This window comes from Streptomyces sp. GQFP (assembly GCF_021545335.1).
In the GTDB taxonomy this organism is placed as follows: domain Bacteria; phylum Actinomycetota; class Actinomycetes; order Streptomycetales; family Streptomycetaceae; genus Streptomyces.
Genome location: NZ_CP089312.1, coordinates 5589208 through 5613857, shown reverse-complemented (window position 1 = coordinate 5613857; position 24650 = coordinate 5589208). Strand labels below are relative to the sequence as shown.

26 protein-coding genes and 1 tRNA gene are annotated in these 24650 nt (G+C 69.2%); 14 read left to right on the top strand and 13 right to left on the bottom strand.

Going from position 1 to position 24650, the window contains the following annotated elements:
* The first annotated feature begins 6 nt into the window (after positions 1-6).
* Genes LUX31_RS25050 through LUX31_RS25040 form a run of 3 tightly spaced genes read left to right on the top strand, consistent with a single transcriptional unit; the run spans position 7 to position 2219 of the window.
* A complete protein-coding gene (locus LUX31_RS25050; RefSeq protein WP_235477199.1) occupies positions 7-918 on the top strand; it encodes a phosphotransferase family protein in 912 nt (303 codons plus the stop codon).
* A 1-nt stretch (position 919) separates the two neighbouring features.
* Positions 920-1612, top strand: coding sequence for a class I SAM-dependent methyltransferase (locus LUX31_RS25045; RefSeq protein WP_235477198.1), 693 nt, complete (start codon positions 920-922; stop codon positions 1610-1612).
* A 28-nt stretch (positions 1613-1640) separates the two neighbouring features.
* Complete coding sequence (locus LUX31_RS25040) at positions 1641-2219, top strand: HAD domain-containing protein (RefSeq protein WP_235477197.1); 579 nt, start codon at positions 1641-1643, stop codon at positions 2217-2219.
* 181 nt (positions 2220-2400) lie between these two features.
* Here LUX31_RS25040 and LUX31_RS25035 read toward each other — a convergent pair.
* A tRNA-Thr gene (locus LUX31_RS25035) sits at positions 2401-2474 on the bottom strand.
* 177 nt (positions 2475-2651) lie between these two features.
* Here LUX31_RS25035 and LUX31_RS25030 point away from each other — a divergent pair.
* The 4 genes from LUX31_RS25030 to LUX31_RS25015 all read left to right on the top strand — a co-directional run bounded on the left by LUX31_RS25030 (position 2652) and on the right by LUX31_RS25015 (position 7038).
* Positions 2652-4070, top strand: coding sequence for an RNA-guided endonuclease InsQ/TnpB family protein (locus LUX31_RS25030; protein ID WP_235477196.1), 1419 nt, complete (start codon positions 2652-2654; stop codon positions 4068-4070).
* A gap of 327 nt (positions 4071-4397) precedes the next feature.
* A complete protein-coding gene (locus LUX31_RS25025) occupies positions 4398-5534 on the top strand; it encodes an ABC transporter ATP-binding protein (RefSeq protein WP_235477195.1) in 1137 nt (378 codons plus the stop codon).
* 201 nt (positions 5535-5735) lie between these two features.
* Entirely contained in the window at positions 5736-6185 is a 450-nt protein-coding gene (locus LUX31_RS25020) for a hypothetical protein (protein WP_235477194.1), read from the top strand.
* 121 nt (positions 6186-6306) lie between these two features.
* Entirely contained in the window at positions 6307-7038 is a 732-nt protein-coding gene (locus tag LUX31_RS25015) for a nucleotidyltransferase family protein (protein ID WP_235477193.1), read from the top strand.
* A gap of 101 nt (positions 7039-7139) precedes the next feature.
* On the opposite strand, the gene LUX31_RS25010 is transcribed toward LUX31_RS25015, so the two are convergent.
* The 6 genes from LUX31_RS25010 to LUX31_RS24985 all read right to left on the bottom strand — a co-directional run bounded on the left by LUX31_RS25010 (position 7140) and on the right by LUX31_RS24985 (position 13826).
* The gene (locus LUX31_RS25010) at positions 7140-8825 is read right to left on the bottom strand and encodes a DoxX family protein (protein WP_235477192.1); all 1686 of its coding nucleotides are present in this window, start codon (positions 8823-8825) and stop codon (positions 7140-7142) included.
* Positions 8826-8942: 117 nt separating this feature from the next.
* On the bottom strand, positions 8943-9884 hold the full coding sequence (gene rlmB, locus LUX31_RS25005; protein WP_235477191.1) for a 23S rRNA (guanosine(2251)-2'-O)-methyltransferase RlmB: 942 nt from the start codon (positions 9882-9884) through the stop codon (positions 8943-8945).
* Positions 9885-10004: 120 nt separating this feature from the next.
* Positions 10005-11408 (bottom strand): cysteine--tRNA ligase, encoded by a 1404-nt coding sequence (gene cysS, locus LUX31_RS25000; RefSeq protein ID WP_235477190.1) that lies wholly within the window; start codon positions 11406-11408, stop codon positions 10005-10007.
* A 376-nt stretch (positions 11409-11784) separates the two neighbouring features.
* Entirely contained in the window at positions 11785-12285 is a 501-nt protein-coding gene (ispF, locus tag LUX31_RS24995; protein WP_235477189.1) for a 2-C-methyl-D-erythritol 2,4-cyclodiphosphate synthase, read from the bottom strand.
* On the bottom strand, positions 12275-13027 hold the full coding sequence (gene ispD, locus LUX31_RS24990) for a 2-C-methyl-D-erythritol 4-phosphate cytidylyltransferase (RefSeq protein WP_235477188.1): 753 nt from the start codon (positions 13025-13027) through the stop codon (positions 12275-12277). The genes ispF and ispD overlap by 11 nt, the downstream gene beginning before the upstream one ends.
* Positions 13028-13343: 316 nt before the next feature.
* Entirely contained in the window at positions 13344-13826 is a 483-nt protein-coding gene (locus tag LUX31_RS24985; protein ID WP_003953493.1) for a CarD family transcriptional regulator, read from the bottom strand.
* Positions 13827-14382: 556 nt separating this feature from the next.
* On the opposite strand from LUX31_RS24985, the gene LUX31_RS24980 reads away from it, so the two are divergent.
* Entirely contained in the window at positions 14383-15054 is a 672-nt protein-coding gene (locus tag LUX31_RS24980) for a DUF461 domain-containing protein (RefSeq protein WP_235477187.1), read from the top strand.
* A gap of 82 nt (positions 15055-15136) precedes the next feature.
* On the opposite strand, the gene LUX31_RS24975 is transcribed toward LUX31_RS24980, so the two are convergent.
* Together LUX31_RS24975 and LUX31_RS24970 are read right to left on the bottom strand one after the other, a co-directional pair.
* Positions 15137-15817, bottom strand: a complete 681-nt coding sequence (locus LUX31_RS24975) for a response regulator transcription factor (protein ID WP_235477186.1) — start codon at positions 15815-15817, stop codon at positions 15137-15139.
* Positions 15814-17139: a sensor histidine kinase gene (locus LUX31_RS24970; RefSeq protein WP_235477185.1), complete on the bottom strand. Its 1326-nt coding sequence runs from the start codon at positions 17137-17139 to the stop codon at positions 15814-15816. The genes LUX31_RS24975 and LUX31_RS24970 overlap by 4 nt, the downstream gene beginning before the upstream one ends.
* A 202-nt stretch (positions 17140-17341) precedes the next feature.
* Between LUX31_RS24970 and phoU the strand changes: the two genes are divergently transcribed.
* The 5 genes from phoU (at position 17342) to LUX31_RS24945 (ending at position 20457) form a co-directional block, all read left to right on the top strand.
* On the top strand, positions 17342-18031 hold the full coding sequence (gene phoU / locus LUX31_RS24965) for a phosphate signaling complex protein PhoU (protein ID WP_235477184.1): 690 nt from the start codon (positions 17342-17344) through the stop codon (positions 18029-18031).
* A gap of 122 nt (positions 18032-18153) precedes the next feature.
* Positions 18154-18306: a hypothetical protein gene (locus LUX31_RS24960; RefSeq protein ID WP_235477183.1), complete on the top strand. Its 153-nt coding sequence runs from the start codon at positions 18154-18156 to the stop codon at positions 18304-18306.
* Between the two features lie 291 nt (positions 18307-18597).
* Positions 18598-19734, top strand: coding sequence for a sugar ABC transporter substrate-binding protein (locus LUX31_RS24955; RefSeq protein ID WP_235477182.1), 1137 nt, complete (start codon positions 18598-18600; stop codon positions 19732-19734).
* A 124-nt stretch (positions 19735-19858) separates the two neighbouring features.
* Positions 19859-20107: an SCO4226 family nickel-binding protein gene (locus LUX31_RS24950; RefSeq protein ID WP_235477181.1), complete on the top strand. Its 249-nt coding sequence runs from the start codon at positions 19859-19861 to the stop codon at positions 20105-20107.
* A gap of 98 nt (positions 20108-20205) precedes the next feature.
* Positions 20206-20457, top strand: a complete 252-nt coding sequence (locus LUX31_RS24945; RefSeq protein WP_235477180.1) for an SCO4226 family nickel-binding protein — start codon at positions 20206-20208, stop codon at positions 20455-20457.
* Between the two features lie 73 nt (positions 20458-20530).
* On the opposite strand, the gene LUX31_RS24940 is transcribed toward LUX31_RS24945, so the two are convergent.
* Entirely contained in the window at positions 20531-21337 is an 807-nt protein-coding gene (locus LUX31_RS24940; RefSeq protein ID WP_235477179.1) for a calcium-binding protein, read from the bottom strand.
* A 161-nt stretch (positions 21338-21498) separates the two neighbouring features.
* Positions 21499-22260, bottom strand: a complete 762-nt coding sequence (locus LUX31_RS24935) for a phosphoglyceromutase (RefSeq protein ID WP_235477178.1) — start codon at positions 22258-22260, stop codon at positions 21499-21501.
* 150 nt (positions 22261-22410) lie between these two features.
* Between LUX31_RS24935 and LUX31_RS24930 the strand changes: the two genes are divergently transcribed.
* Complete coding sequence (locus tag LUX31_RS24930; protein WP_235477177.1) at positions 22411-23688, top strand: MDR family MFS transporter; 1278 nt, start codon at positions 22411-22413, stop codon at positions 23686-23688.
* Positions 23689-23748: 60 nt separating this feature from the next.
* Here the strand turns inward: LUX31_RS24930 and LUX31_RS24925 are convergent, their stop codons facing one another.
* A complete protein-coding gene (locus tag LUX31_RS24925) occupies positions 23749-24144 on the bottom strand; it encodes a hypothetical protein (protein ID WP_235477176.1) in 396 nt (131 codons plus the stop codon).
* Positions 24141-24602 carry a hypothetical protein gene (locus LUX31_RS24920; protein ID WP_235477175.1) on the bottom strand — a complete coding sequence of 154 codons (462 nt, stop codon included), beginning with the start codon at positions 24600-24602 and terminating at the stop codon, positions 24141-24143. Before LUX31_RS24920 ends, LUX31_RS24925 begins: the two co-directional genes overlap by 4 nt.
* Positions 24603-24650 lie beyond the last annotated feature (48 nt).

Genomic DNA, 24650 nt, shown 5'->3' with positions numbered 1-24650 from the left:
CCCTTGATGGAAACGAGCCTCAACACCGATCTTCTGGACAACCTGCTGACCATCGCCGGCCGGTCCAACGCAGTGCGTGAGGAGGTGCGGGTGTGGTCCATGTCCGGCGTCGAGCGCCTGACCTTCACCGACGGCACCACCGCCATCTTCAAGTACGCCAAGAGGCCCTTCGACAGCGAGGATCAGGCTCTCCGGCTGGCCCAAACCCTCGGTGTCCCGGTACCTGCCGTTCGCGCCTCCGCAGTCGTGGACGGCTGGCTCGGGATGCTGCTGGAGGACCTCGGCCCTGCCGCCCGCGAGGCCGACGACCTCGATGGCGCCACCGCGGCCGTCGTCCTGCACCGCACCCGCATCGCCGCCGCACTGCCGGTCCTCGATCGGGAAGCGCTGCGCCGGCTTCCCAGCCGGGCGCTGGAGCATCTCGGCCGACTCCGCAATGCCGAGCGGTGGCAGAACGCGGACGACATCGAGGACGCCCTCGACCGCATCGCCCAGGCAGCTGAAGCACGCTCGACCGGTACGACGACGGCTCCCTTCGGCTGGGTGCACTCCGAGTTCCACCCCACCAGCCTCCACATCGGCCAACACGGCTGGCGGCTACTGGACTTCGCCCGCGCCTTCACCGGCCCCGGCCTGCTAGACCCCGCCAGCTGGCACGGCACCCTCGACACCCCCGACCCCGTACGCCTGCGCGTCTTCCTGGACACCTACGTCACCGAAGGCGGCACCCCCGACGCCCTCGCCGAACGCGGCGGCCTCCCCGCCGAGAAGTGGGCGCTGGGCTGGCACCGCATGTGGGCCGTCGAGTGGTTCATGGAACAGTCCATCCGCTGGATCAACGACCCGGCCACCGACCCCGCCTACATCAAGGCCGTACGCCGCCACCTCACCGACGTACTCCACCTCCTGGAGATCTGACGTGCCCGCCCAGGCCTCCCCCTGGTACGTCCACGCCCTCCAGCGCACCACGGCCAGCCCCGCCGAGGCACTGACCGTACCCGGACGGATGGAATGGACCACCCGGCCGGGCAGCGGCCCCGGCGCCGAGATCCTCGCCCCGGACCTGCACCGCAAGCAACTACTGGAACTCGGCTGCGGCCCCGGCCACAACGCCGCCCACCTCGCCACCCGCTACGGCGCCCAGGTCACCGGCGTCGACCTCGTCGGCCTCCAGGTCCGCCGAGCCCGCTCGCACTACGGCCGACTGAACAACCTCACCTTCGCGGCCGGCCACGCCCTGCACTACCTGCAGGCCTCCGACGAACACTTCGACGCCATCTACTCCGTCTTCGGAGCCATCGGCCTCGTAGCCCCCGAACTCCTGCTCCCAGCCGTCGCCCAGCACCTCAAGCCCGACGGCACCCTCGCCTTCTCCGTCCCCCACCCCCAACGCGGCGGCAGACCCCCCTCAACCAGCGGCCGTCCAAGCCGGGACCACGTCACCCTCCCCGACGGAGCCCGACTCCCCATCGCCCGCTGGGACTTCGACGCCAACCTCTGGGAGAAACACCTCGCCCAAGCAGGCCTCCGGCTCACCTCGACCCGGGAGTTCCACGACGCACACCAGGGGCGCCGGCCCACCACCCTGCTGATCACCGCGCGCAAACCCTGACCTCCACCCGGCTACCTCGGGAGACTCGATGCGCCCGCCCTACCTGCTCCTCGACATCGACGGCGTCCTCATCCCCTTCCCCGACACGGAAGGCAGCAGCCCAGCGACTCACACCCGGCACACCGTCGTGCCCGCTGACCGGAGCGCCGACAACCCGGTCAGCATCTGGCTCAACCCCGCACACGGCCCCCTGCTCATGCACGTGATCCGGACCGGCCTGGTCACTCCCCTCTGGTGCACCAGCTGGCGCCACGACGCCACCAAGCTGATCGGCCCCCTCCTCGGCCTCCCGGACCTACCGCACGTCGACCTCCCACGCCCGCAGATCACCACCAGCCACCCCAACGGCTACCTCTGGAAACGCGACCACGTCGACACCTGGCTCGGCGACACACCCGCCATCTGGATCGACGACGACTTCACCAACCTCGACCACGAATGGGCCGCAGAACGCACCGCACGCGGCCACGCGACCGCCCTTGTTCAGCCCGATCCCCACATCGGCCTCCTGGCCGAGCACCTGGTCGAAGTTCTGGGGCGGGCCGCTCTGTTGCCCTTCACACCAGCTGCTGCCTTCGACGGTTCAAGCGAAGCAAAAGCTACATAGCGCAGAAAAGCGGATCTTCTGCCACCTACCGGTGAAGGTAGTGCTCCTGGTCGGTGGGCGTCGTCGCCCCTGCGCGCTGGGGTTAGGACTCTGCTGCGTGGCAGATTTCGCCGCGTGACGCGTCATGCCCTGAAAGGCAGAAAAGGCCAGGTCACGGGATATGTGACCTGGCCTTCAACAGAGCCCCCTGTCGGATTCGAACCGACGACCTGATCATTACAAGTGATCTGCTCTGGCCATCTGAGCTAAGGAGGCACCGCGCACCACAAAGCCGCACGCGAAAGCGGCTCCACTGTACACAGAGCGCGATCCCCCGAGCCACGGAGTTCGCAGCTCGCCTCGGCCTCGAAAACCAAACGTAACCATCCGCGCACCCGTTCGTTGATCGCTCTGACGTGCTGTTCCGAAGATCGGATCGTCAGGGAGGGGATCATGGTGGAGCCGGGGGAGTCGGCGTGCAAGCCGAGGCCGGAAGCAGTGAAGGGCGAAGAGGGCAAGCGCATCAAGCGCGAGGCCCTCGGGATCGGCGACCGCCGCAAGCACCACAAGCGCGCGGCGACTCCACTGAAGGCACACGTCAAAGAACCGGACACGCAGCACCGCTTGTACCGCTTCCGCTTCTCTCCGACCGCCGAGCAGGCGGAGCAGCTGGCGAAGACGTTCGGTGCCTGTCGGTGGGTCTACAACGAGGGGCTGGCGTTGCGGGCCGGGGCCTGGGAGCGGCACCGGGTGAATGTGGGCTTCGCGGAGTCGTGCCGGGCGTTGACGGGGTGGAAGCGGGCCGAACAGACGGCGTGGCTGGGGGAGGTGTCGTCGACGGTGCTTCAGCAGTCGTTGCGGCATCTCGATCAGGCTTATGGCCGGTTCTTCAAGGGCTCCGGGAAGTATCCGCGCCGGAAGAAGAAGGGGCGTTCACGGGATTCGGCGACCTACGTCCGGACCGGTTTCAAGTGGGTGGAGGATCCGGAGCGGCCAGGCACAGGGCTCATCACGCTGGCGAAGCAGTCAGGGCCGTTGGATGTTCGGTGGTCGCGGGCGCTGCCCGTGGGGGTCGTGCCGGTGCGTTTGTCGGTGACGCGGGACCGGGCCGGGCGCTACTTCGTGTCGACGCTCGTGGAGGAACGAATTGCGCCTCTGCCCGCCGCCTTCGTGCCGGGGTCGCGGGCGCCGAAGGCTGTGGGGCTGGATCTGGGGCTGGCGTCGCTCGTCACCCTGGATGACGGGACGAAGGTCGATCATCCGCGGCTGTTGAGGCGGTACGCGGAGAAGTTGGCCCGGTTGCAGCGGGAGCTGCACCAGAAGGTGAGAGGTTCGGCCAACCGCGACAAGGTGAGGCGGAGGATCGCGCGGCTCTACGCGCTCATCAGTGACGTACGCAGGGATCTGTTGGACCAGTTCACGACCCGCCTGGTGCGCGAGAACCAAGTGCTCGTGGTGGAGGATCTGGCCGTTGCGAATCTGATGCGTCCGGCGCGTGGCAAGGGTCGTCGGCGGAAGGCGAAGCTGAACGAGGCGATCCTCGATGCCGGATGGGGTGAGTTGGTGCGGCAGCTGCGGTACAAGTGCGAGTGGTACGGCCGGACGCTGGTGATCGTCGACCGTTTCTTCCCCTCGACGCGGCGTTGTTCCGCCTGTCACAGCAAGGGGCCGAAGTTGGATGTCTCGGTCCGGGAGTGGACGTGTGCCGAGTGCGGAGTCGTCCATGACCGGGATGTGAACGCCGCCGTGAACCTTCGGGACGAGGGGCTACGGCTGTATTGGCTGGTGGCGGCCGGGCTGCCGCCCTCGAAGAAGGTTCCGGCTGTGATCAGGGCGTCGGAGCTGGAGGATGACTGCTCGCTGGCCGCTTAGGGACGGCTGGGTGGTACGGACCGACGGGCCGTCGGCCGGAACGCCTGTGGAGCGCGTGTAAGACCGTTCGGGCGCAGTTCATGAGAGCTGTGTGCGTCGGCGGTGCGTGATGAAGCAGGAAGCCTTCAGGCGAGGTCAAAAGTGCGGTGCTCTGACTTCTCGTGAGTTTCCGCCTCGAAAATTTCCGCGAAGTTCACACTCCCCCAACTACTGACAGAACCCGAATCCCCAGGTACCGTCCAGTTTCAGTCCGCGTATGTGGACTACACCACCTTCCTACAACGGATCGTCCGGCACGTTCCTGCCGGTAGAAGGGGGCCCATCACCATGGCCACTGTTTCGTTCAACAAGGCGACCCGCATCTACCCGGGTGGCGACAAGCCCGCCGTCGACCAGCTTGAGCTCGATGTCGCGGATGGCGAGTTCCTCGTCCTCGTCGGTCCCTCCGGTTGCGGAAAGTCCACCTCCCTGCGGATGCTCGCGGGTCTTGAGGACGTGAACGCCGGTTCGATCCACATCGGTGACCGCGACGTCACGCACCTGCCGCCCAAGGACCGGGACATCGCGATGGTGTTCCAGAACTACGCGCTGTACCCGCACATGACCGTCGCCGACAACATGGGCTTCGCGCTCAAGATCGCCGGCGTGAACAAGGCCGAGATCCGCCAGAAGGTCGAGGACGCGGCGAAGATCCTCGACCTCACCGACTACCTGGCCCGCAAGCCGAAGGCGCTCTCCGGTGGTCAGCGTCAGCGTGTCGCCATGGGTCGTGCCATCGTGCGTGAGCCCCAGGTCTTCCTCATGGACGAGCCGCTGTCGAACCTCGACGCCAAGCTCCGTGTCTCGACCCGTACGCAGATCGCCTCGCTGCAGCGCCGTCTCGGCATCACCACCGTGTACGTCACCCACGACCAGGTCGAGGCCATGACCATGGGCGACCGGGTCGCCGTACTGAAGGACGGTCTGCTCCAGCAGGTCGACTCGCCGCGCAACATGTACGACCGCCCCAAGAACCTCTTCGTGGCCGGCTTCATCGGCTCCCCCGCCATGAACCTGATCGAGGTCCCGATCACCGACGGCGGTGTGAAGTTCGGCAACTCGGTCGTCCCGGTCAACCGCGAGGCCCTCAAGGCCGCCGCCGACAAGGGTGACACCACTGTCACGGTCGGCGTCCGTCCCGAGCACTTCGACGTCGTCGAGCACAACGGTGCCGCCGCCGACGCCCTGACCAAGGCCACCGAGGACGCTCCGGCCGGTCTCGCCGTCTCCGTGAACGTCGTCGAGGAGCTGGGCGCCGACGGTTACGTGTACGGCAGCGCCAAGGTCGGCGACGACCTCAAGGACCTGGTCGTCCGCGTCAGCGGCCGTGCCGTCCCGGACAAGGGCGCCACGCTGCACGTCGTCCCGCGTCCGGGCGAGATCCACGTGTTCTCGACCTCCACGGGCGAGCGCCTCACCGACTGAGACCCGACCTGATCGGCGAAGGGCCCCGCGGCTTGCCGCGGGGCCCTTTCCCATACCCATGAACCGTGCGCCCGATACCCCGGCACACCGGTCATTTCGAATCACGTGCGTCAACGCCATACCCAGTGAACGGCACCAATTCATCCCCCAAATTGGTGACTAAATGTCGCCAAATCAGCACCGAGCGCTACCCTCACTCGCGTGAAGCACTCCACTAACCAACTGACGCGAAGTGGCCGTGGCCCCGCCCGCCGGATCGGCCGTAGCCTCGCCCTTGTCCTGCCCGTCGTCCTGGTGCTGTCCGGGACCCTCGCGGTCACCCGAGTCAACTGGTCGGGGAATCCCTCGGACTCGGTGCTCACGGCGTCCTCCGAGGACCTGGCCGCCCGAGCCGCCGCTGCCCCCGCCCCCCAGGACGTCCTGCGCGACCAACTGCTCCTGGAACTCCAGGACAAGGACCCCGGCACCGCCCTCACCCACCTCCAGCAGGCGGTGAACGGCCAACCGTCCCTGGCGAAGCACTGCACGTCGATCGCCCGCGCCCTCGGCCGCGCCGCGGTCCGCGTGTACGGCCCGTCGCGAGCGCAGTCGTACTCCCGCCCGGTCTGCGACACGTCCTTCGCGACAGGGGTGGCAGCGGCCCACAGCTAGCAGCGTCACAGGCCCCTGTGGGCAGCCCCGTAGGGGCGTTGCCCACAGGGGCGCGGGGAACTGCGCGCCCAGCCCCCACCGGACCCGCAGCCCCCGCGGAGCGCACCGTAAAGTTCATGGCATGACCGCTCCCCAAGCCACGACACGCCCCACTCAAGCCGTGGTCCTGGCAGGAGGCCAGGGCTCCAGGCTCCGTCCGTACACCGACGACCGCCCCAAGCCGATGGTCGAGATCCCCGGCACGGGAACGCCGATCATCGGCCACCAGCTCGTCTGGCTGGCCGAGGAGGGCGTGACGGACGTCGTCGTCAGCTGCGGTCATCTCGCCGAGGTCCTCCAGAAGTGGCTGGAGACGACCGACCTGCCGCTGAACGTCACGACGGTCGTCGAGACGGAACCCCTCGGCCGTGGCGGCGGCCTCAAGTACGCCGCCGCGCACCTCCCCGCCCCGGACCGGCCCTGGTACGCCACCAACGGCGACATCTGGACCCGCTTCTCGCTGCGCGACATGGCCGACTTCCACGCCGAGCGGGACGCCGTCGCGACCCTCGCGCTGGCCCGTCCGCGGCTGCCGTGGGGCGCCGTCCAGACGGACGGCTTCGGTCAGATCACGGACTTCATAGAGTCCCCTCCGTCGACCTTCGAGATCAACGCGGGCGTGTACGTCTTCTCCCCCGAGTTCGCCGCCCTGCTCCCGGAGCGCGGCGACCACGAGCGCACCACGTTCCCCCACCTGGCCCGCGAACGCCGCCTGGCCGGCTTCCCGATCCCGCACGGCGCCTACTGGCGCGCCATCGACACCGCGAAGGACCTCACGGAGGCCGCGAAGGAGTTGGCTGCGCTGGGCCGTTGAGCCGACGGTTCACCAACGGCCTTTGCGCATACATCAATTACGTACGTCAATGGGGTCCCGCGCTGTGACAGCGCGGGACCCCATTCGCTCAACTACCGCTGCTAGCCCAGAAGGCCACCCACCAGCCCCGGCTGCCCCGTCGAGGAGCCCCCGGTGCTGCCGTCGCCGCTTCCGCCGGTGCTGCCGCCCGTGGAGCCGCCGCTGGTGCCGCCCGGCGTGCCCGTGGAGCCGCCCGACGAGGACGGTCCGGCGCTGGTGCTGGGCGCCTCCTGGACCGGGGTGGTCTGCTGCGGCGGGGCCTGGCCGCCGCCGTCGCTGCCCTGGGTCTGGCTGGGCCGGCTTCCGGTGACGCTGCCGCTCTCGCGGGCCTCCTCGGGGGTGGTCGCGGCGTCGCCTGTCGTGGGAGTCGCCGAAGTCGCGTCCTGCGTCGGCGACTTGGTGGCCGCCGAGGGGCTCTTCGAGGCCTGCCGTTCGCCGGACTCCTCGGGGAGCGGGGAGCCGGGGAGTTCGTTGCGCGGGGCCTCGCCGGGGCCGGGGACGACCACGCGGTCGGCGTCGCGGACGGCGCCGCCGAGGAGCGAGCCGATGAGGAGCGTGAGCCCGACGACGACGGCGGTGACGAGGGCGCCGCGCCGCAGGACGTAACTGCGCAGCTCCCAGATGTCCGTACGGGGTCCGAGGCGTCGCCAGGCGCTGCCCGCGAGGCGGCCGTCGATGGAGTAGACGGGGGCGCCGGCGATGATCAGTGGCGACCAGGCGGCCAGGTAGATGATGTCGGGGGCGTCGTAGACGGGGACGCTCTTCCAGCTGACGGTGACGAGCAGTGCGGCGGAGAGCAGGGCGCCGCCGACCGCGGCGACCCGCTGCCACAGGCCCAGGACCGTGAGGACGCCCACGATGACCTGGAGGAAGGCGATGACGAGGCCGGAGCCGACGGGGTGCTGGAGCGCGAACTGCCGTAGCGGCTCGGCGACTTCCCAGGGGTGCAGGGTGTTGAGCCACTTCATCATGGAGCCGCGTTTGCCGCCGTCGAAGTAGACGGGGTCGCAGAGCTTGCCCATGCCGGCGTAGATGGAGATGAAGCCGAGGAAGATGCGCAGCGGGAGCAGGACGACGCCGAGGTTCATCCGGCGGCCGGGGTAATAGGCGTGCCGGACCGGGTCGCCCGCGTGACGCTTGGCGCCGGTGCGCCGTTCGTAGCCGTCCTCGTCGAACTCGGCGTCCCCATAGCCGGATTGGCCGTACCCGGAGTCGTCGTACCCGGGCTCCTCGTACGCGCTGCCGACGGTGCGCATGTTGGGGAGGAGGCGGCCGGAGTCGGGGCCGTGGGTGCGCTGGCTGCCGACGATGGGCGTCTCGACGGTCTGGTCGAGGGTGCTGCCGGCGTAGTCGAGGTCGTCGTCGCCGATGCGGGGGATGACCTGCGTCGCTCCGGCGTCGGCGGTCGGCGGCTGTTCGCCGTGGCGCACGCTGGAGCCCCGTACGGCCTGGAGCAGCCGGTGCGCGCCGGTGTCGTCGGGTGCGGACTTCCCGCTCCAGACGACCGCGCGGCGGCGGCCGGGCGTGGCGCCGCCGGCGCCGACGACGGGGATGCGAGCCGTGTCCTCGGAGGCGCTGAGGTGCCGGGCGACGCGGGACGACGGTGCGGCCCGCCGCGTCGAGGCCCCCAACTGCACGCGGAAGCTCGCATGGTTGACGATGACCTGCGCCGGATCGCTCGGCACTTTCACCATGCTCAGCGCGGGAGCGTCGTCGTATCCCGACGGTGTTCTGGTGTCCACACTCATCTAACCGAGTGACGTGTGGTTAGGACACTGCTTTGACTTGGCGGATGTGTCCGGACCGCGTCAAGGTCACGTCACCCGCCCGGATCCGCCCGTACGGGTGACGTCGCGCACGCGTGTTCAGGCGCGTCGGCGGGCCGCCTCGTAGAGCACGATCCCGGCCGCGACACCGGCGTTGAGGGACTCGGTGCCGCCGGGCATCGGGATGCGGACGAGGTGGTCGCAGGTCTCCCCGACCAGCCGGGACAGTCCCTTGCCCTCGCTGCCGACGACGATGACGACGGGCCCGCCGAGCGCGGGCAGCTCGCCGACCTCGGCGTCCCCGTCGGCGGCCAGCCCGACCACCACGATGCCCGCCTTCTGGTACGCCTCCAGGGTGCGCGTCAGATTGGTGGCGCGGGCGACGGGCGTACGGGCGGCGGCGCCGGCGGAGGTCTTCCAGGCGCCGGCGGTCATGCCGGCGGCGCGCCGCTCGGGCACGACGACGCCGTGGCCGCCGAAGGCGGAGACGGAGCGGACGACGGCGCCGAGGTTGCGCGGGTCGGTGACACCGTCGAGGACGACGATGAGCGGGTCGACGCCGTTGTCGTAGGCGGCGTTGGCGAGGTCCTCGGGGTGGGCGTACTCGTACGGCGGGACCTGGAGGACGAGCCCCTGGTGGTTGAGCCCGTTGGTCATGCGGTCCAGCTCGGGACGCGGAGCCTCCATGAGATGGATGCCGCCGCGCTCACCGGCCAGCTGGAGCGCTTCCCGCACCCGCTCGTCGTTGTCGATGAACTGCTGGACGTACAGCATCGAGGCCGGCACGCCCTCGCGGAGCGCCTCGACGACCGAGTTGCGCCCGACGACGAGTTCGGAGGAGGCCTTCCCGCCGCGTCCCTTGGGTGCGGGCCGCCGCTGGATCTGCTTGGCCTTCGCACCGGCAATACGGTTCTTCTTGTGCCCCTTGCGCATCTCGGCGGGCGGCGTCGGCCCCTTGCCTTCGAGCCCCCGGCGCCGCTGGCCGCCACTGCCGACCTGCGCGCCCTTCTTGCCGGACATGCGGCGGTTGTTAGCGGCCATGACCTACCTGTCTGTGTGAAGGCGTGCGTGTGTACGTCTATGAGTGTGCCGCCCGGGGGCCCGGGCGGCACAATCGATCAAGGAGATGTACGTGTTTGTGGGGAATTTGCGGGGAAATGCTCAGCGCGGGCCCAGGCTCCAGCGCGGCCCCTGCGGGCCGTCCTCGATGACGAGCCCCGACTGGTTGAGCTGGTCGCGGATGGCGTCGGCGGTGCCCCAGTCCTTGCGTCCACGGGCCGCCTCGCGCTGATCGAGGACCAGTCGTACGAGGCTGTCGACGACCCCGTGCAGATCCTCGCCGCGGTCCGCGCCGTCCCCGGCCCAGTGCGGGTCGAGGGGGTCGAGGCCGAGGACGCCGAGCATGGCGCGCACCTCGGCGAGGCGGGCCACGGCGGCTTCCTTGTCGTCGGCGGCGAGGGCGGAGTTGCCCTGCCGGACGGTGGTGTGCACGACGGCGAGGGCCTGCGGCACGCCCAGGTCGTCGTCCATGGCCTCGGCGAAGGCGGGCGGCACCTCGGCGGCGGGCTCGACGACACCCCCGGCCTTCTCGACGACACGCTGCACGAAGCCCTCGATCCGGGCGAACGCCGACTCGGCCTCGCGCAGGGCTTCTTCGCTGTACTCGATCATCGAGCGGTAGTGCGGGGTGCCGAGGTAGTAGCGCAGGACGATGGGCCGCCAGGTCTTGACCATCTCGCTGACGAGGACGGAGTTGCCGAGGGACTTCGACATCTTCTCGCCGCTCATGGTGACCCAGGCGTTGTGCACCCAGTACGCGGCGAAGTCGTCGCCGAAGGCCTTGGCCTGGGCGATCTCGTTCTCGTGGTGGGGGAAGATCAGGTCGAGGCCGCCGCCGTGGATGTCGAAGGCGGTACCCAGGTACTTGTGGGCCATGGCGGAGCACTCGAGATGCCAGCCGGGCCGTCCCCGCCCCCAGGGTGTCTCCCAGCTCGGCTCACCAGGCTTTACGGCCTTCCACATGGCGAAGTCACGGAGGTCGCGCTTGCCGGTCTCGCCGTCCCCCGAGGGCTGGAGCAGGTTGTCGAGTTCCTGGTTGGACAGCTGCAGGTAGCCGGGGAAGGAGCGCACGTCGAAGTAGACGTTGCCGTCGGCCTCGTACGCGTGTCCGCGTTCGATGAGGCCGCGCATCATCTCGACCATCTCGGTCACGTGCCCGGTGGCACGCGGTTCGTAGGTCGGGGGGAGGCAGCCGAGCGCGCTGTACCCGTCGTTGAAGGCGCGCTCGTTCTCGAAGCCGATGGACCACCAGGGGCGGCCCTGTTCGTCGGCCTTCCTGATGATCTTGTCGTCGATGTCGGTGACGTTGCGGATGAAGGTGACGTCGTATCCGCGGTACGTGAACCAGCGGCGCAGGATGTCGAAGTTGAGGCCAGAGCGGATATGCCCGATGTGGGGGGCGGCCTGCACGGTGGCGCCACAGAGGTAGATCGAGACACAACCCGGCGCGAGCGGGGCGAAGTCACGGATCTGCCGGGCGCTGGTGTCGTACAGGCGAATGGTCACGAGACAAGGGTAGTGGCCCACACGGAGTGCCCGGCGACCCTTACCCACAAGGCCACGTATTCGTGACATTCGCCCCCGCCGCCCCTACCCGTCCCATCCCTCGGGGGCTCCGCCCCCGAACCCCCGTATCGCGCTGAACGCGCTCGTCCTCAATCGCCGGACGGGCTGAGATGCGCGGGCCGGTGCTGAAGTGCGGCGGGGGCGGGTGGGCGGGGAAAGGGTGGGCTGAGCGGCGGTCGTCCTCGAACGCCGCCCGCACCCCCACCCAGCCCGTCCGGCGTTTGAGGACGAGGCCGTTCAGGCCGAAAGGGGGGTCTGGGGGCGCAGCCCCCAGGGATGGGACGGGTAGGGGCGGCGGGGGCGAGGACACTGGACCTCAGCCCAGTCGGGCCACCAGGGCCGTCGCCACCGCCATCAGGCCCTCGCCGCGGCCCGGGAAGCCGAGGCCGTCCGTCGTCGCGCCGGAGACCGAGACCGGCGCCCCCACCGCCTCCGACAACACCTTCTGCGCCTCCTCGCGCCGCTTCCCGATCTTCGGCCGCGGCCCCACCACCTGCACCGCGACATTGCCGATCGTGAACCCCGCCGCCCGTACGATCCGCGCCGCCTCCGTCAGCAGCGTGACCCCGGACGCCCCGGACCACTCCGGCCGCCCGGTGCCGAAGTGCTGGCCCAGGTCACCAAGCCCCGCCGCCGAGAACAGCGCGTTGCACGCCGCGTGGGCGACGACGTCCGCGTCGGAGTGGCCCGCGAGGCCCGCCCCCTCGCCCTCCCACTTCAGGCCGGCGCACCACAGCTCCCGGCCCTCCTCGAAAGCGTGAATGTCGGTACCGATGCCGACCTGGGGCAGCACCGGGAACTGGCTCTCAGAAGCCATCGTTGAGCCTCCTCCGGGCCAGTACCGCTTCCGCCAGCACCAGATCCAGCGGCCGCGTCACCTTGAACGCCTCCTCGTGCCCGGGCACGACCACCACCCGCAGGCCCAGCTGTTCGACCATGCTCGCGTCGTCGGTGACGTTCTCGGTCACCGTCTCGTGGGCCCGGACCAGGGTGTCGCGCGCGAAGCCCTGCGGTGTCTGGACCGCCCGCAGTCGCGCCCGCTCCGGCGTCGCCAGCACCGGCTCCGGTTCGCCGGGCGTCGTGGCGGGCTCGACCTCCTTGACGGTGTCCGCGAGCGGCAGCGCGGGGACGACGGCCTGCGCGCCCTCCCGTACCGCCTCGATCACCGCGTCCACGGTGTCCACCGGGACGAGCGGGCGGGCGGCGTCGTGGACGAGGACGATGTCGATGCCGGGCGGGAGGGCGTCCAGGCCGAGCTTCACCGACTCCTGCCTGGACTCGCCGCCGGGGACGACCAGGAAGTCGGTGCGGTCTGGGAGCGCGTGAGCGTCGAGGAGGGTCTTCACCTCGGCGGCGCCGTCCGGCGGGGCCACGACGACGACCAGGGAGACGGCACGGGACGCGGCCATCGCGCGCACCGCGTGGATGAGCATGGGCGTGCCGTTCAGCGCGCGAAGCGCCTTGGGGGCGCCCGGACCGAGGCGTACGCCCCGGCCGGCGGCCGGAATGACGGCGGCCGTACGTGCCCCGGGCGGTGTGGGGCGCGATTCGTCAGACATCGGTTCCTGTCAGGTTTGTGTGCCGAGCCCTCGTGGGTATGGCCTGGAGGAGTGCCGGGCGCGAGCCTCGATCGGACCCTTCCGTGACATCCGGTCGAGCGGTCTCCGGGCCCGGCACCAATATCAGTACGTCGGTACTACTGACGGCTTCAGTGGGTGCTCTTCAGTTCAAAGTTCAATGGGTGCTGGAGAATTTACTTCCGGGCACGAACATGCCGCAGCGCCCGGCGACATTGGATACGTCATCGGGCACCGCGGCATTTTCAGTGTGCTGCCTGAACCCAGTGGGCTTTTCAGGGCCTGAGTTCAGTCAGGGTCAGGACGCGAGCACCTCGTCGAGCAGTGCTTCGGCCTTGTCCTCGTTCGTGTTCTCCGCGAGCGCGAGCTCACTCACCAGGATCTGGCGAGCCTTGGCGAGCATGCGCTTCTCACCGGCGGACAGTCCGCGCTCCCGCTCACGACGCCACAGGTCACGTACGACTTCCGCGACCTTGATGACATCACCGGAGGCGAGCTTCTCCAGATTTGCCTTGTAGCGACGTGACCAGTTCGTGGGCTCCTCGGCATACGGAGCGCGCAGCACCTCGAAGACCCGGTCCAGCCCGTCCTGACCGACCACGTCACGTACGCCGACGAACTCCGCATTGTCCGCTGGCACACGTACAGTCAGGTCACCCTGGGCGACCTTCAGCACCAAGTAGGTCTTGTCCACGCCTTTGATCTGGCGAGTTTCGATGGCCTCGATCAGCGCGGCCCCGTGATGGGGATAGACCACGGTGTCGCCAACCTTGAACGTCATGTGACAGGTACCCCTTCCGTGGCTATCCAGGGTAACACGGAAACGGCCGCTTCTGAATGGCGTTTTCGCAGGTCAGGGCATATCTCGGGGCTTGACAACAGCGACAGGAACGTGCTTCGGAAGGGCCCCGGAGGCGAACGGGAGGGGGGTATTCGCAGGTCGGAGCGGCTCTCCGAACGAAGTGAAACCCGGGCGTTACACACACCTGGAGACCCCGCCGGACGACCAAACATCCACTTATGTCCGCTTCCAAGTGTGCGACTTACGCTACTCCGTTCGGTGAGCGGAGTCGGCTGTACGACGAATCCGGAATTGATCACCGCTTGGTGATCTACGGGTGATCAATTTCCGAACCCTTCATTCCTTCACGGTAAATGTGAATGTCGAAGTGGCTCTTGCGGACAGCCCCGCACTCCCACGCCACCACCCCCGTCCGTCGTTAGAGGCGGGTCGGGTGCGGTGGCGTGGGAACGGCTCGGTAACCTAAGGCCGCTGACAGACACTTAGGGTGGCTTTACAAGGAGCTGCCCGCGCGTTCCAAGGAGTTGCCGCCGCCGTGAGCAGCAGCCTTCGACGCGGCGCCCTCGCCGCATCCGCCCTCGCGTTCTCGGTCGCCACGCTCGCCGGGTGCGCAGCCGGAAACAACGCCCAGACGCTGGAGATCAAGCCGGACAACGCGGCCACCTCCGTCGGTGACATCAAGCTGCAGAACGTCGTCATCATCACCCAGCCGGAGCTGGAGTCGACCGGCCCGGCCGCCGTCTCCGCGACGGTGTTCAACAGCGGTACGACCGCCCAGACGCTGGAGTCGATCACCGTCCCCGGCACCGGCAAGACCGCCGAGTTGACGGCCGCGAAGGGCGGGAGCCTGAGCATCCCGGCCGGCGGTTCGCTCGTCATCGGCGGCGCGAACAACGCGTCGGCCGTGCTGCCGAGCAGCCGTGAGGCGGTCAAGGACGGCAACGCGCAGAAGATCACCTTCGCCTTCAGCGAGACCGGTGACGTGAGCCTGCGCGCGTTCGTCGTCCCGGCGGAGAGCTTCTTCTCCTCGTGGGGCCCGACCGAGGTTCCGACGGCCCCGGCGGAGACCGGTGCCTCACCGTCCACCTCCGCGGAGCCGGAGACGTCCGGGTCCCCGACCCCGACCGGGGCCGCCGAGACGGCTGCGGCGGGGGCGACCCCGAGCACCTCGGCCTCGGAGACGGACACGGCCGCCGCCGATCACTGAGCCGTCGTACACGCCGAAGGGCGGGACCTCCTCGGGGAGGTCCCGCCCTTCGGCGTACCGGCGAGCTGCTGTACGGGGCGGTTTACGGCTCAAACTTGTAGCCGAGGCCACGAACCGTGACCAGGTAGCGCGGCGCGCCCGGGTCCGGTTCGATCTTGGCGCGGAGGCGCTTGACGTGGACGTCGAGGGTCTTGGTGTCGCCGACGTAGTCGGCGCCCCAGACCCGGTCGATGAGCTGCATGCGGGTCAGTACGCGGCCCGCGTTGCGCAGGAGCATTTCGAGCAGGTCGAACTCCTTGAGGGGGAGGTCGACCTTGGCGCCGGAGACGGTGACCACGTGGCGGTCCACGTCCATGCGGACCGGGCCGGCCTCCAGCGCGGCCGGGGTGACCTCCTCGGGCTCGCCGCGGCGGCGCAGGACGGCCCGGATGCGGGCGACCAGTTCGCGGGAGGAGAAGGGCTTGGTGACATAGTCGTCGGCTCCTATTTCCAGGCCGACGACCTTGTCGATCTCGCTGTCCTTGGCGGTGACCATGATCACCGGGACGTTGGACTTGCCCCGCAGCTGGCGGCAGACCTCGGTGCCGGGCAGGCCGGGCAGCATCAGGTCGAGCAGGACGAGGTCGGCGCCGTTGCGCTCGAACTCGTCGAGTCCGTCGGGCCCGGTGGCCGCGATGGCGACCTCGAAGCCCTCTTTGCGGAGCATGTAGGAAAGGGCGTCGGAGAAGGATTCCTCGTCCTCGACGACGAGCACTCGGGTCACGGAAGGACCTCCGGGGCGTGAAGCGGATCGTAAGGGGATGTGCCGGTGGTCCGGTCGGCCTCTTCGCCGGGGTCGGACGGTCCGTCCCCGGCTTCGGGGTCGGAGTCTGGGAGTGACTCGGGGTGCGAGCCATGGTCGTACAGATGCGCCCGGTTCGCACGGGCGCGGCGGGCGGCGCCCGCCTCCGGGAGCCGCAGGGTGAACGTGGAGCCCTGGCCTTCGGAGCTCCACACGGTGACCTCTCCGCCGTGCGAGGCGGCCACGTGTTTGACGATCGCCAGGCCGAGGCCCGTACCGCCGGTGGCGCGGGAGCGGGCCGGGTCGACGCGGTAGAAGCGCTCGAAGATGCGCTCCTTGTCCTTGTCGGAGATGCCGATGCCCTGGTCGGTGACGGCGACCTCGATCAGGTCGCCGCCCGTGGCGCTCACCCGGCGGGCCGCTATGCCGACGCGGGTGGCGGAGGGCGAGTAGTTGACGGCGTTCTCGACGAGGTTGCCGAGGGCTGCGGCGAGCTGGCCGCGGTTGCCCCAGACGCGCAGGTCGGCGGTGCCGCCGGCGGCCATGGTGATCTGTTTGGTGCCGGCCTGGTGGCGGCAGCGGTCGACGGCCTCGGCGACGAGTTCGTCGACGCGGACCGGTTCGGCGTCCTCCAGCGGGTCGTCGTTCTGCACCCGGGAGAGGTCGATGAGTTCCTGGACGAGGCTGGTGAGGCGGGTCGCCTCGATCTGCATGCGGCCGGCGAAGCGCTCGACGGCCTCCGGGTCGTCCGAGGCGCCCATGACGGCCTCGGAGAGGAGGGAGAGCGCGCCGGTGGGGGTCTTCAGCTCGTGGCTGACGTTCGCGACGAAGTCGCGGCGTACGGCCTCGATGCGGCGGGCCTCGGTGAGGTCCTCGACCAGGAGGAGGACGAGGCGGGAGCCCAGCGGGGCGACGCGGGCGGAGACCGCGAGGGCCTCGCCGCGGCCGGTGCCGCGCCGGGGGAGGTCCAGCTCGACCTGGCGTATCTCGCCGTCGCGGCGGGTGTCCCGGGCCATCTGGAGCATCGGCTCGACCGACAGTTTTCCGCCGCGGACCAGCCCGAGGGCGTACGCCGCCGAGCTTGCCTTGACGACCGCGTCCGCTTCGTCGAGTACGACGGCGGAGGAGCGGAGCACGGACAGCACCGTGTCCACACCGGGCGGCAGCACGGGGTCCGTGTGCAGCGAGGTGCGGGTGGGGCGCTTCTGGTCGCGCTCGCTCCAGCGGAACGCCAGCATGGCGATGACGCCGGTGAGCACACCGGCGATCGCTGCAGCTGCGGCGACCGCCGCGTTCACGTCCATGCCTCCAGGTTAGGCATGGGGTACGACATGGCCACAGCCATCAGTGTGCGACCTCGAACACTCGTCGCCCAGAGTTCACCTTGGAGCCAGTATTGGTTCATTTGTCGGGGCGGAAAAGGACGCGTCCGGGCCCGAACGTGGGAGCGTGGGGGTCACGGGGCCTGGTGCTGCCCCCGAATGGACGTCAAGAGAGGGACACCTGATGCGTGACGCGTACCACGAAGAACTTGACTCGATCGGCGACAGTCTGGTCGAGATGGCCCGTCTCGTCGGGTCGGCGATCGGGCGCGCGACGACGGCGATCCTCGACGCCGACCTGAAGCTGGCCGAAAGTGTCATCGAGGCCGACAACAAGGTCGACGAGCTGCAGCACGACCTGGAGGGCCGCGCCATAGCGCTGCTGGCCCGCCAGCAGCCGGTCGCCACCGACCTGCGGATCGTCGTCACGTCGCTGCGGATGAGCGCCGACCTGGAGCGCTCGGGCGACCTCGCCCAGCATGTCGCCAAGCTGGCCCGGCTGCGCTTCCCGGAGCGTGCGGTCCCGCGCGACCTGCACGCCACGATCCTGGAGATGGGCCAGCTCGCCCAGCGTCTGATGGCGAAGGCGGCCGAGGTCATCATCACCAAGGACGTCGATCTGGCGCTGCAGCTGGAGACGGACGACGACGAGATGGACCGTCTGCACCGCACGCTCTTCCAGCACCTGATCGACGACCGCTGGAAGCACGGCATCGAGACGGCGGTCGACGTGACGCTGCTCGGCCGGTACTACGAGCGCTACGCGGACCACGCGGTGTCGGTCGCCAAGCGTGTGGTGTTCCTGGTGACGGGCGAGCACGCGGACGAGCTGCAGCCGGACGTGCAGCCGCCCACGGGTGTCGAGGGGGCCTGAACCTCCGTACACCTGTGCGCCGTTGATGCGCCCGACGGAACGGGCATGCAATGGGGAGAAGGCACCAGATCTCCAGGATCCAGCGGATCCGGATCTCCAGGACCACCCTCCAGGAGGGCCCCATGGCCGAGACCCCCAGCACGCCCGACCCGACGCAGGAGCGCGAGACGCAGCATCCCGCCGAGATCAAGCATCTGCCCCTGTTCGGCGCCTGCGGCTGCGGCTCCGGCTGCGGATGCGGATGCCAGTCGGGCGCTCCTTGTCAGTGCGGTTGACGCTCGGCGTCGGCAACAGAGACCCCGCTCTCTCCCCAATGTGGAGAGAGCGGGGTTCTTTTGTGCGCGGTGGTGCCGTTCGCCCTGTTCCGGACCGGGGGGCGGCGGCCACGGTCGTCGCCGAACGGGCATACACTTCACACCAGTTGACGCTCTGGCTCCGTATATGCACAACAGGCACCCTGCTGCCATCTCGTTAACCAGTGCTTCTTGACGTTACGTGCTGTCCCGGCGTTGGCTTCCGTATCTGTATCTGGGTTCGTCATGCTTCCCCGCCTGGAAGGCACCTCCGTGAACGCTCGTACCCCCCGTCGGATCGCCGCACGCCGTACCGCGATCGCGGTGACGGCCGCCGCCTCGGCCCTCTCGCTCGCCGCGTGCGGCGTCATCGACAGCGCCAGTGGAAGCAGCGGCTCCGCGGCGCCCAAGAAGGGCGACGACATCACCGTGGGGCTCCTCATGCCGGACAGGAAGACGACGCGCTTCGAGAAGTTCGACTCCCCGCTCATCAAGAAGCAGGTCACCGCCCTCACCAATGGCAAGGGCAAGGTCGTCGCCGCCAACGCCGAGGGCAACGAGAACAAGCAGAGTCAGCAGCTCGAACAGATGGTCGCCGACAAGGTCGACGTGATCATCGTGACCGCGGTGGACTCCAAGGCCATCGCGTCGGCCATCCAGAAGGCCAAGGACGCGAACATACCCGTCGTCGCGTACGACAGGCTCGCGGAGGGCCCGATCGACGCGTACGTCTCGCACGACAACGAACTCGTCGGCGAGGTGCAGGGCCGCTCGCTCATGGAGGCGCTCGGTGCCAAGGCGGCGACCAGCAAGGTCGTCATGATCAACGGGTCGCTCGCGGACCCTAACGCGGCGCTGTTCAAGGACGGCGCGATGACCGAGCTCCAGGGCAAGGTCCAGATCGCGGGGTCGTACGACACCAAGGACTGGGAGCCCGAGGTCGCCAAGGCCAACATGGAGACCGCGATCAAGGCCGTCGGGCTGAGCAACATCGACGCGGTCTACTCGGCGAACGACGGCATGGCCGGCGCCGTCATCGACGCGCTGAAGGAGGCGGGCGCCTCCGAGATCCCGCCGGTGACCGGGCAGGACGCGGACCTGACGGCCGTGCAGCGGATCGTCTCGGGCGAGCAGTACATGAGCGTCTACAAGTCGTTCATCCTGGAGGCGAACAACGCCGCGTCCGTGGCGGTGGCCAAGGTCCAGGGCCGCTCGATCGAGTTCGACGCGCTGACCCGCGACAGCGTCGACAGCCCGACGCAGGAGCAGATCCCGTCGATGCTGGTCCCGGTGGTGGCCCTCACGGAGGACAACATCAAGGACACGGTGATCCAGGACGGCATCTACACCGTCCAGGACATCTGCACCCCGGCCTACGAGGCGGCCTGCGAGGAGATCGGCCTCAAGTAGCGAGCGGGGCCGCGCACGGGGTCGCCAGGGTGGGCGTACGGGCAGAGGATGGAAGGCAGGCGGCATCCCGTACGCCAGAAGATCTCAGATCGCAGATCGGATAAGGGATAGGAGGTGCGACGTCATGCCCCGGTTCATGGACGTCCACCACGGTATGAAGGGCATCACGGCCGACCAGCTGCGTGAGGCCCACAACGCCGACCTCGCCATAGAGAAGGACGAGGCGGTCCACTTCGAGAAGGCCTGGGCGGACCCCGCCTCCGGCACGGTCTACTGCCTCTCGGAGGCCCCCTCCGCGGAAGCGGTCCAGCGTATCCACGAGCGCGCCGGTCACCTCGCCGACGAGATCCATCCGGTCCCGCTGACGGTGTGAACACGTCCGCCGCCCCGCCGACGCACCGCAGGGTGCCTGGGTGCCCGTACAGGCGCACCATGGAAGGAGGGGGACGGAGATGAAGGAGGTGCGAGCCCATGACCCAGTTCATGGACGTCCACCACGGGGCGAAGGGCATCACGGCCGAACAGCTGCAGCAGGGCCACGACGCCGCCGTCGCCATCCAGAAGGAAGAGGGCGTGCGCTTCGAGCGGGCCTGGGCGGACCCGGAGGCGGGAGTCGTCTACTGCCTCACCGAGGCCTCCTCGGCCGACGCGGTCCAACGTGCCCACATACACGCGGGCAGTGACGCGCCCGATGAGATCCACGCGGTCCCGCTGAGCGTCTGACCCCCTCGCCCACGACGGCCCCCTGCCCGGCGGTATCGCGGGGGCAGGGGGCCGTCGTCTCGCCGGTCCGGGCTTACTTCACATCGACGTAGTCGGTCCAGCCGGCCGCGGGCAGGGTGAGGCTCGTGCCCGCGAAGGTGTAGCGGTACGCGCCGTCCGCCGTCGCCTTCACGGTGGTCTTGGCCCAGCCGTTGCGGTCGGTCTTGATCTTCTTCAGGGTGACGAAGGCGCCGCTCGTGCCCTTGCGGTACTGGAGCAGCACCTGGTGCCCGATGAGGGGCACGTTCGTGTTCTTCTCCCAGCTGGCGACGGTCATCTGGGCCTTGACCGTGAGGTTCTTGCCCTTCGTCACCGGCTCCGGGGTGGCGTCGGTCTGGGTCATGTAGGTCGTGCGCTTGATGCGGGCGAAGGAGGTGAGGTCGTAGAGGCCGTCCCCGCGGGTGACGTTTCCGTCACCGTCCACAGCCGTGAAGCTCAAGTACCAGAGACCGGCGAGGGCGTTGCTGCGGAGGTTGACCTTCGGGTCGGCGGTCAGGAGGGCCTCGCACCAGGAGGTGATCTCGTTGATCTCGTGGCAGGTGGCGGACGCGGTGATGACCGCGTCGGGCTTCTCCGGGTCGTCTCCGCGCCGCAGCTCGACCGACACGCTCTTGATGCCGGACGGGTCGGTGACCGTCGCGGAGATCGGGATCAGTCTCCTCTTCGCGGCCTCGACGCCGACGGTGTAGTTCTGCCAGTCGTGGTTGACGTCGATGTTCGAGAACTTCGAGGCCGAGTCGTCCGGCTCGGCCCCGGCCGCCGGAACGGCGAGAGCGGTGACGGCCAGAGCGGCGCTGAGGGCAGCGGCGGCAGCTGTGGCGACGGTGGCGCGTATGCGCATGGCGTGGTTTCCCCTGTTAGGTGAATCGGTGGTGCCTTCAACTCCGTGAGACTGACGGGGCGGGTGGGGGGTTGTGCAGTCTTGCGGACCTACCGGGCCCGGGCCACGAAAATGCCCCCGATCCGCGCCGTGTGCGCAGGTCGGGGGCACGATCGTGCGACCTACTTTTTCTTGCCCTGGTTCTTGACCGCCTCGATCGCCGCCGCGGCCGCGTCCGGGTCGAGGTAGGTGCCGCCCGGCTTCACCGGCTTGAAGTCGGCGTCCAGTTCGTATGCGAGCGGGATGCCCGTCGGGATGTTCAGGCCGGAGATCGCCTCGTCGGAGATGCCGTCGAGGTGCTTGACCAGGCCGCGGAGGCTGTTGCCGTGGGCCGCGACCAGGACCGTACGGCCCGCAAGGAGGTCCGGGACGATGCCGTCGTACCAGTACGGGAGCATGCGGACGACGACGTCCTTCAGGCACTCCGTGCGCGGGCGCAGCTCCGGCGGGATCGTCGCGTAGCGCGGGTCGTCGGACTGGGAGAACTCCGTGCCGTCCTCGAGGGGCGGCGGCGGGGTGTCGTACGAGCGGCGCCAGAGCATGAACTGCTCCTCGCCGAACTCGGCGAGCGTCTGGGCCTTGTCCTTGCCCTGGAGGGCGCCGTAGTGGCGCTCGTTCAGGCGCCAGCTGCGGTGGACGGGGATCCAGTGGCGGTCCGCGGACTCCAGGGCCAGCTGGGCCGTGCGGATCGCGCGCCTCTGGAGGGAGGTGTGGAGCACGTCGGGGAGCAGGCCGGCGTCCTTGAGCAGCTCACCGCCGCGGACCGCCTCCTTCTCGCCCTTGTCGGTGAGGTTGACGTCCACCCAGCCGGTGAACAGGTTCTTCGCGTTCCATTCGCTCTCGCCGTGGCGGAGGAGGATCAGCTTGTACGGTGCGTCGGCCATGCCCAGAGCGTAATAGAACGTCCCGATCGCTTGCTCGGCCGCCCGGCAACCGGACAGTTGACGGGATCTGTTAATTGAGTGGCTCCTCCAGGAGGCCCCCTCGTAAGTTGTCATCACCATCTGTGCTGCTTACGTCCGTGGGGGATCCCTGTGTCACTCGCCGCCCTGAAGCGCGCCGCCCGCGAGTCCGTCTCCGGGTTGCCCCGCGAGTTCTGGTGGCTGTGGACCAGCACCCTCGTCAACCGGCTCGGGGCCTTCGTCGCCACGTTCATGGCGATCTATCTGACCCTCGACGGCGGGTACTCCGCCTCGTACGCCGGTCTCGTCGTCGCCCTCCACGGACTCGGCGGGGTGGTCTCGTCGATCGGCGGCGGCGTCATGACCGACCGGCTCGGGCGACGCCCCACGCTCCTCATCGCCCAGTCGTCCACCGCCTTCTCCGTCGCCCTGCTCGGCTTCGTGCACGACCCCGTCGCCATCGCGGCCGTGGCGTTCCTGGTGGGCATGGCGAGCAACGCCTCGCGGCCGGCTGTGCAGGCGATGATGGCCGACATCGTGCGACCGGAGGACCGAGTCCGCGCCTTCTCCCTCAACTACTGGGCCATCAACCTCGGCTTCGCCGTCTCCTCCGCCGGGGCCGGCTTCATCATCGAGGTCAGTTACGTCGCCGGGTTCCTCGTCGAGGCCGGTATGACGCTGGCCTGCGCGATCATCATCTTCCTCAAGGTGCCCGAGTCACGGCCGCCGCGAGGCACGAAGACCGAGCAGGCGGAGGAGGCCTCCGTGGGCCTCGGGACCGTACTGCGCGACGGGCGCTTCATGAGCGTCGTCGGGCTGGCGTTCCTCATCGCGCTCATCTTCCAGCAGGGCCTGGTCGGGCTGCCGATCGCGATGGGCGAGGCCGGGTTCACCCCGGCGGACTTCGGGATGGTCGTCGCCGTCAACGGCGTACTGGTGGTCGTGCTGCAGATCCCCGTCACCCGGTTCATCGAACACCGGGACGCCCGCCGGCTGCTGCTGGCCTCGTCCCTGCTCGCCGGGTACGGGTTCGGGCTCACCGCGTTCGCCGGGTCGGTCGGCGTCTTCATCCTCACCGTGTGCGTCTGGACGCTGGCCGAGATCGTCAACGCGCCCACCCAGACCGGGCTGGTCGTCCGCCTGTCCCCGCTGCACGGGCGCGGTCGCTACCAGGGCATGTACACGATGGCCTGGTCGGTCGCCGGCCTCGTCGCCCCGCTGATGTCCGGCTTCATCATCGACCACCTCGGCGCGGAGTGGCTGTGGGGGCTGTGCGCGGTCGTGGGGACGGTGGCGGGGGTGGGGTATTGGGGGCTGATGGGGCGGGTTCCGGCGGAGGACGAGGACACCACGCCGGCTCACCCGGCGGAGGCTCCGGCGTCCGGGGCTGCGGCCGAACAGGCAGTCTGACCTGACCGTCCCGCAGCCAACTACAGGGCCGTCAGCGAGAGAACGCGAGTTCGCGAGTGTTCAGAGGCGTGTGCCCACGGCGAGGGTGTCGACCCCTGACAGGTTGATCATGGCGCGCAGGAGGATCGCGAGGCGTCGCTCGTCGAGGTCCATCACGCGTGTGAGGCTGGTCTGGTGTGGCCACGCGAGGGACAGGACGAGGTCGGCGAAGGCCCGCTCCGACTCGTCCAGCCCCAGGCCGTAGAGGTAGCAGGCGAGGTTCTGCCAGGAGAACTCGATGCCGTCGTCGGTCTGCCGGGCGAGCGCCGTGCGGAAGGTGGGGCGGGCGAGGATCTGCTCCTCGTCCACCAGGGCCCGTACGGCGGCCTGCTCGCGGGGCGTGACGGCGGCTTTCAGGAGCTGTTTTTCGAACGGCGGGGCCTCGGTGTCGTCGTCGGGCGGTGTTGTCGCGGTCATCGGTTTGCCTCCGTGGGGAGTTGAGCACCGTCCAGGCTGAGAGCCGCGCCGAGCAGCACGGGATCAGTCAGTCGGCCCGAGCCGTCCGGGCGTTCGATCCACCAGCGGCCGTTCACCGAGTGGAGGACGGGAGGGCACGTGAGGACCCAGCCGGGCGGGCGGACGGTGAGTCGGCGTATGCCGTCCAGTTCGTCGGTGAGGTCTGGCGGGAGGAGCCACCACGCGACGCCACGGTGTACGTCCGCGAGGGCGGGACCGATCCGGCCCCCGCCGATCCTTGCGAGGGCTTCGAGCGAGCGGGGGATCGGTACCTCGGCGACGTGCCAGTGCGGGCCGGTCGGGAACTCGGCGAGTTCCCCGACGTCCCACGTGCGTTGCACATCAGCTGGGTGCGCGGCGCAGTTCAGGAGCCAGTCCTGGCCTGCCTGCGACATGCGTTGGGCGGACTGTGTGGCCATGTCGAGGACCGTAGGGAGTCCAGTTGCGCGCCCGCGCGACGATTGCGC